Origin of the sequence: Pseudarthrobacter oxydans, assembly GCF_030812335.1 — a bacterium.
Lineage (GTDB): Bacteria > Actinomycetota > Actinomycetes > Actinomycetales > Micrococcaceae > Arthrobacter > Arthrobacter oxydans_B.
In genome coordinates, this window is record NZ_JAUSSN010000008.1 from 262,995 (window position 1) to 269,606 (window position 6,612).

5 protein-coding genes are annotated in these 6,612 nt (G+C 67.2%); all 5 read right to left on the reverse strand.

The features are described from left to right. Window positions 1-179: 179 nt before the first annotated feature. Window positions 180-1,808, reverse strand: a complete 1,629-nt coding sequence (locus tag J2W14_RS15005) for an alpha-amylase family glycosyl hydrolase (RefSeq protein WP_307463935.1) — start codon at window positions 1,806-1,808, stop codon at window positions 180-182. Then, the gene (locus tag J2W14_RS15010; RefSeq protein WP_307463937.1) at window positions 1,805-2,725 is read right to left on the reverse strand and encodes a carbohydrate ABC transporter permease; all 921 of its coding nucleotides are present in this window, start codon (window positions 2,723-2,725) and stop codon (window positions 1,805-1,807) included. Before J2W14_RS15010 ends, J2W14_RS15005 begins: the two co-directional genes overlap by 4 nt. Then, window positions 2,722-3,813: a carbohydrate ABC transporter permease gene (locus tag J2W14_RS15015; RefSeq protein ID WP_307463940.1), complete on the reverse strand. Its 1,092-nt coding sequence runs from the start codon at window positions 3,811-3,813 to the stop codon at window positions 2,722-2,724. The genes J2W14_RS15010 and J2W14_RS15015 overlap by 4 nt, the downstream gene beginning before the upstream one ends. Window positions 3,814-3,907: 94 nt before the next feature. Then, window positions 3,908-5,227 carry an ABC transporter substrate-binding protein gene (locus J2W14_RS15020; RefSeq protein ID WP_307463942.1) on the reverse strand — a complete coding sequence of 440 codons (1,320 nt, stop codon included), beginning with the start codon at window positions 5,225-5,227 and terminating at the stop codon, window positions 3,908-3,910. A gap of 120 nt (window positions 5,228-5,347) precedes the next feature. Further along, a complete protein-coding gene (locus J2W14_RS15025) occupies window positions 5,348-6,355 on the reverse strand; it encodes a LacI family DNA-binding transcriptional regulator (RefSeq protein WP_307463945.1) in 1,008 nt (335 codons plus the stop codon). Window positions 6,356-6,612: the final 257 nt, after the last annotated feature.

Sequence of the window (6,612 nt, forward strand, 5' to 3'; positions counted from 1 at the left end):
ATGATGCCGGGTTGCACGTCAACCTCTAATTTTTCCGCTTGCTTACCGCATCGAGCCGTCAACAGGCCCGGAACAGGCTGTATTCGGAAAATGTCCCGTTGCGCTATCACCTATGGGCGTTCTCAGCCTCGCTGGTAGCAGCTACACGTGATAGCGCAACGGGGGTTCGTCTGGAACGTTCAGCCCTTCAGCACCCAGGCGGCGTTGTTCGGATGGAGCCAGCCAGCTTCGGAGAGCGGTTCGGCGCTGAGCAGCACGGTCCCGGTCGGGAGTTTGACCGGTTCGGTGCCCATCGCGACGGCAACGTAGAAATGCGCGTTCCGTTCGCAGATGAGTAGGTTCCCGGACTCGACCTGCCACTTGCCGCCGTCGGCCGCGGTGAAGACCTCGTTCTTCCACAGATGTCGGCGCATTGCCAGCGCCGCCTTGGTCAAGTTCAGGGCGGATTCCGGCTCCTGCTGCTGACGCTCGACGGCGTGCGTGCCCCAGCCGTCAGGCTGCGGAAGCCACGGCTCCGCGGCCGGGTCAGCCAGCGAGAAGCCATGGTTCAGCGCTGGGTCATCGGTCCAAGGCAGCGGGACGCGGGCGCCGTCGCGGCAGACGCCGCCGCGGGCCCACATCGGATCGACCCGGGCCTCGAGCGGGACATCGACCTCGGGCAGGCCGAGTTCCTGGCCCTGGTAGAGGTAGGCCGGGCCGGGCAGACCCAGCAGCGCCACCAGCGCGGCGCGGGCCCGAAGGGCCCCGAGCTCCCCGCCGCCGAACCGGGTGACGGAGCGGACGATGTCGTGGTTCTCCAGCGCCCAGGTGGGAGTGGCGCCGTGGAGCCGGCGTGCGGCCTCGAGCTCGTTCCCGGCGGCGGCCCAGGCCGCCGGATCCCAGCCGAGTTTCACGAACGCGAACGCAAAGGCCTGCTGCATCTCATCGGCACGGGTGTACCGGGCGGCGCGGGCCGGTTCCAGGTTGACCTCGCCCACCAGCAGGCGGTGCGGCTCGTACTTCTCGGCCAGGGTGCGCCAGCGGCGGTACACCTCGTGGACTTCCTCCTGGTCCGAAACCTGCGGGTTGGACCGCAACCCGTCCACCACCCCGCCGGTGAAGGGCGAGTCCGGCAGGCCCTCGGCCTTGAACAGGGCATGCGCGACGTCGATCCGAAGCCCGTCCACGCCCTTGTCGAACCAGAAGCGCAGCACACCGTCGAAGTAGTCGCCGACGGCGGGGTTGCGCCAGTTCCAGTCCGGCTGCCCGGCCGAGAACAGGTGAAGGTACCAGTCCTTGTCCATCGCCGACTCCGGGTTGGCGCGGCTCCACGCACGGCCGCCGAACACGCTCTGCCAGTTGTTCGGCGGGACATCGCGGTCAGCGGTCCCCGGGACAAAGTGAAACATGTCCCGCTCCGGCGAGCCCGGGCCGGCCGCCAAAGCAGCCTGGAACAGCGGGTGCTCCGAGGAGCAGTGGTTGGGGACGACGTCGAGCAGGACCCGCAACCCCAGCGAGTGCGCCAGTTCCAGCAAAGCATCAAACTGGTCCATGGTGCCGAACAGCGGATCCACGCCGCAGTAATCACTTACGTCATAGCCCTGGTCCAGCTGCGGGGAGGGCTGGAACGGGGTCATCCAGATCCCGTCCACGCCGAGTGAGGCGATGTACGGCAGCCGGGCGGTCAGACCGGCGAGGTCCCCCACGCCGTCGCCGTCGCCGTCGGCGAACGAGCGCGGATAGACCTGGTAGATCACGGCGGACTGCCACCACTGCACATCGGGCGTGAGGGTGTTTTCCTCGACGGTGCCGGATTGGACAGGGCTCATTTGCTGGCGCCCGCGGTGAGGCCCTCGACGATCCGCCGCTGGAAGATCAGCACCATAATTACCAACGGTACGGTGACGATCACGCCGGCGGCCATCTGCTCGCCGAAGGGCGCCTGGAATTCGGTGGCGCCAGTGAACTTGGAGATCGCGACCGTGGCGGTCTGGATCTTCGGGTCGTTGATCATCGACAGGGCGATGATGAACTCGTTCCAGCTGTGGATGAACGTCAGGATGGCGGTGGTGAAGACACCCGGCGCGGCGAGCGGCAGCAGCACCCGGCGGAACGCCTGCCACTTGGTGCAGCCATCGATCATGGCCGCCTCCTCAAGGTCGAACGGCAAGGCCTTCATGAACGTGGTGAGGTTCCAGACCGCCAGCGGAATCGCGAACGACAGGTTCGGCACGATCATCGCCTGGTAGGTGTTGATCCAGCCGATGTCCGTGAACAGGCGCAGCAGCGGCACCACGACGGAAATGCCGGGGAACATCGAGGTCGCGATGATGACGCCGAGGATCACCGACTTGAAGCGGAAGTTCAGCCGGGAGATCGCGTAGGCGGCGAACACGCCCAGGACCAGCGCGAACGTGGTGGTGGTGCCGGCGACGATCAGGGAGTTCAGCAGCGCCTGGCCGAACATCGTGGAGCCGTCGAAGACCTTGGCGTAGTTCTCCAGCGAGAACGGCGCCGGCAGCAGGGTGTTGTCGAAGATGTCCGCGGTGCGGCGCAGGCTGGAGACCAGCATCCAGTAGAACGGGGCCAGGCAGTAGGCGAAGATCAGGGCCAGGCCGGCGTAGACGCTGTAGGAGCGCCAGGTGCGCTTGGCGTTGGGCCGGTTCGACGGCGGCGCGTCGGCTGGGGCGTTCGAGGAGCCTGCGCCGGAGTCGACCGCGGCATTGCGGAGGTCGGAGATGGTCATCGGGTGGCCTCGGCCTTCTTCTGGTCAGAGTTCGACTGTTCTGAGGTCGACAGGTCAGCGGGCGCCTGCGTCTGGTTTGCCGCGAGGCGGTTCTTCCGGGCGGTCTTCTTCGACAGCAGCTTCAGTTCCTTGGCGCCGGTGACGTCGGCGCCGAGCACCTTCACAAACACAATCGCGACGACGGCCACGTACAGGAAGAGCATGACGGCGAACGCGGACGCGGAGCCGTGGCGGAGCTGGTTGGATTCATCCCAGGCCAGCATGGAGAGGGTCTCCACGGATTCCTTGCCGGGGCCGATCAGCACGAAGGGCAGGTCGAACATGCGCAGGGCGTCGAGCATGCGGAACAGCACGGCGACCAGCAGGGTGGGCTTGACCAGCGGGAGGGTGATGGAGCCGAGCTGGCGCCACCAGCCGGCGCCGTCGATCCGGGCGGCTTCGTACACTTCGCCGGGGATGACCTGCATGCCGGCGAGGACCAGCAGGCCGATGAACGGGGCGGTCTTCCAGACCTCGGCGATGATGACGGCGAGCTTGGAGGCGTTGCCCTCGGCGGTCCAGAGGATTTCGCTGCCGAGCAGGGTGTTGGCGATGCCGTCGGACTGGAAGATCCAGCGCCACAGCAGGCCCGAGACGGCGGTGGGCACGGCCCACGGAACCAGGATGCTGGCGCGCAGGAAGGACCGGCCGCGGAAGGCGCGGTTCATGGCCAGTGCCAGGCAGAGGCCCAGCACCGTCTCGAGGAACACCGTGGTGACGGTGAAGAACGTGGTGTTGGCGAAGGCGTTCAGGAAGCGCCGGCCGGATTCGCCGACGAACAGGTCGGCGTAGTTGGCCAGGCCCACGAAGGACTCCACATCGGAGACGAAGCCGTCCGCGTCCAGGCCGGATTCAGCGCGGAACAGGGACTGGTGCACCGCGGAGAGCAGCGGGTACACAATCACCAGGGCCAGCACCAGGAGGGTGGGGGAGAGCAGCATCGTGGCCATGCGGCCTTCACCGGGGGAGCGGTTGCCGCGTTTGCGGGGCCCGGGTGCGTGGGGCGTGCCGGTCTGCGCGCCGGCGGGCGGGGCGGTCGTCGTCGTCATGCTTTGGTACCTAACTGGAGTTGCAGCGTGCCTGGCCGGCCGGGGTGGACCGGCCGGCCAGGCGTGGGGTCTGGACTGCTGGGTTACTGCGGAACTACTTGGTCAGCTCGGTGAGCTTGGCCTGCATGTCCTTCAGGGCCATGTCCGTGTCCTTGGCGCCGGTGATGGCCGCGTAGGCCTCTTCCTGGATGGCCTTGGTTGTGGCGCCGTACTGGACCACCTTGGGGCGCGGCTGGGCGTTGTTCAGCGAGGTCAGGAGGGTGGGGAAGAACGGGCGCTTGGCGACGACGGCGGGATCCTCGAACAGGGAGGCGTAGACCGGGGCGCGGGAGGACAGCGCCAGGCGCTTTTGGGCCTGCTCCTCGCTGGTGAAGAACTTGACGAACTCCAGGGCCGTGGCCTTGTTGGGGGTGAACGGGGAGATGGCGAGGCTGCGGCCGCCCAGGGTGGAGACGCCGGGGCCGTCGGTGCCGGGGATGGAGGTGATGTCGAACTTGCCGGCCACCTGGCTGGAGCCGTCGGTGGCGCTCAGGGAGGCGTGCAGGAAGGGCCAGTTGCGCATGAAGACGAGTTTGCCCTCCTGGAATGCGCGGCGGCCCTGCTCCTCGAGGTAGGTGATGGCGTCGGACGGGAACATTCCGTCCTTGAAGCCGTTCACCAGCAGGTTCAGGCCTTCCTTGGCCTCGGGGGTGTTGACGGTGGGCTTGCCGTCGGCGTCGACGACCGTGCCGCCGGCGGAGGCCACGGCCTCGGAGAAGTTGACGGTCAGGGCCTCGTTCTTGTCGAACTGGCCGGTGTAGCAGGACATGCCCGCGGCTTCGGGGAGGGCCAGGATCGCCTTGCAGGCGGTCTTCATCTCGTCCCAGGTCTTGGGCGGGGCGGCGATGCCGGCGGCCTTGAGCAGGTCGGAGCGGAAGTAGAACAGGGCGCCGTCGGTGTAGTCCGGGGCGCCGACCAGGGAGTCCCGGTACGTGGCGGCGTTGACCGTGGCGGGGATCATCTTGTCCGTGGGGACGGCGTCCGCGGGCAGCGGCAGGATCCACTTGTTGGCGGCGAACTCGGAAGTCCAGACGACGTCCAGGTTCAGCACGCTGAAGGTGTCGGACTTGATCTGCGCGTTCTGGATGAGCTGCTGGCGCTGCTGGTCCGCGGAGTCCGGCAGTTCGATGAACGTGACCTTCTCCTCCGGGTGCGCGGCGTTCCATTCCTCGATGCTCTTGTTCGCGGCACCGGAGGCATCGCGGTTGGAGACGTAGTTGATGGGGCCCTTGCCCTCGAAGGACGCGGCGGCGGCCTTCGGGGTGCTCTTCTCTTCCGTGGCGGTCCCGCCGCAGCCCGTGAGGGCGACGGCGGCGACGGTCAGGGATGCGGTGGTGGCGAGAAGAGCCTGCCAGGAGTGGCGGCGCTGCCTCATGTGTTGCTCCTTGTTATCGGGGGTGGTGCGGGTGGTTTGGTGCATGCGGAACTGCGGCGGCTGGCCGGTTTGTGGCACGGGGAAGTGCCGGCTGTCGCCGGTGGGGTGGTCTGTGTGGGGCTAGCTCGTTTGTTCTTGAGTGCCGGCCGGGGCTGAACCGGGCGGTGCGGTGGAGCCGCGCTCGATCAGCCAGTGCGGCATGATCTTCGGCCCCAGGTCGCGGGAGCGGAGCAGCTTTTTGACGGCCATGCGCCCCATCTCCTCGAGCGGCTGGGCCATGGTGCTCAGCGGCGGGTTCACGTGCAGGGAGGTGGAGGTGTTGTCGAAGCCCAGGACGGAGACGTCTTCCGGCACCCGGAGGCCGCGCCGCTGCAGTTCGTTGACGACGGCGGCGCCCATCTCGTCGCTCAAAGCAAAGATGGCGGTGAGGCCGGGCTCCTGCTGCAGGAGCTCGTCGACTCCGGGTGCGCCGCTTTCGTAGAAGAAGCTGCCGGTGGCCGTGACCGGGGCGCAATTAGCTTCGGTCATGGCGCGGAGGTAGCCGCGTTTCCGGGGCTGGGCGACGTGGATCGACGCAGGATCGCCGGTCAGCAGGCCGATGCGCCGGTGGCCAAGCCGCAGCAGGTGACGGGTCGCGTCGTAGGCTGCCTGCTCGTCGTCGATGGCCACGCTGGGGGAGCCCGATTTGTCGCTGATGGCGACGGAGATGATGGGGACGTTGGGCCCCAGCACCTGCCTGGTATCCGGGGTGATCACCGCGGAGATGAGGATGACGCCGGCGGCCCGGTAGGTGCGCAGCGTCCGGAGGTAGCCGGCGATGTACGCGGACTTGGCGCCGGTGCGGCCGAGCATCACAGCGTAGCCGCGTTCCTGCGCTTCCTCCTCCACGCCCTGCATGACCTGGGAGGCGAGGGCGTCCGAAACCATGGGGGCGAGGAGCCCGATCACGGACGTCTGCCGGGTCTTGAGGCCCCGGGCGAGGTAGTCCGTTTCGTAGCTGAGGCTCTTGACCGCAGTTTCGACCCGTTCCCGGGTCTCGTCGGAGTAGCCCACGAGCCCGTTGACAACCCGGGAGACGGTGGCCGGGGAGACGCCGGCGTGCTTGGCGACATCGCGGATGGTGACCACTGTTCCTCCTCCCTGAGGGTGTCTTTGCTGTCTGCTGCCCGAGTTACGTAATCGGTTTCGGAAAACGGTTTACGTAAACGGTTTCGTTGGGTGCAGGATCAACAGTAAGGGGTGGGGGGATCGCGTTGCGTTTCGTAAACGGGGTACTTGCGGAGGGCTAGGTGTATTGCCCACGGACGTTGGTGACAGGCGGCGTGGTTCGGTGACAAAAAGAAGACCTCCGGGTGGAGTGGGGCTTGTCTAGAGTCCAGTTCCAC

Excerpts from the sequence above, each read along its gene's own strand:
- J2W14_RS15005 (WP_307463935.1), bottom strand. The coding sequence starts at position 1,808 with ATGAGCCCTGTCCAATCCGGCACCGTCGAGGAAAACACCCTCACGCCC.
- J2W14_RS15010 (WP_307463937.1), bottom strand. The coding sequence starts at position 2,725 with ATGACCATCTCCGACCTCCGCAATGCCGCGGTCGACTCCGGCGCAGGC.
- J2W14_RS15015 (WP_307463940.1), bottom strand. The coding sequence starts at position 3,813 with ATGACGACGACGACCGCCCCGCCCGCCGGCGCGCAGACCGGCACGCCC.
- J2W14_RS15020 (WP_307463942.1), bottom strand. The coding sequence starts at position 5,227 with ATGAGGCAGCGCCGCCACTCCTGGCAGGCTCTTCTCGCCACCACCGCA.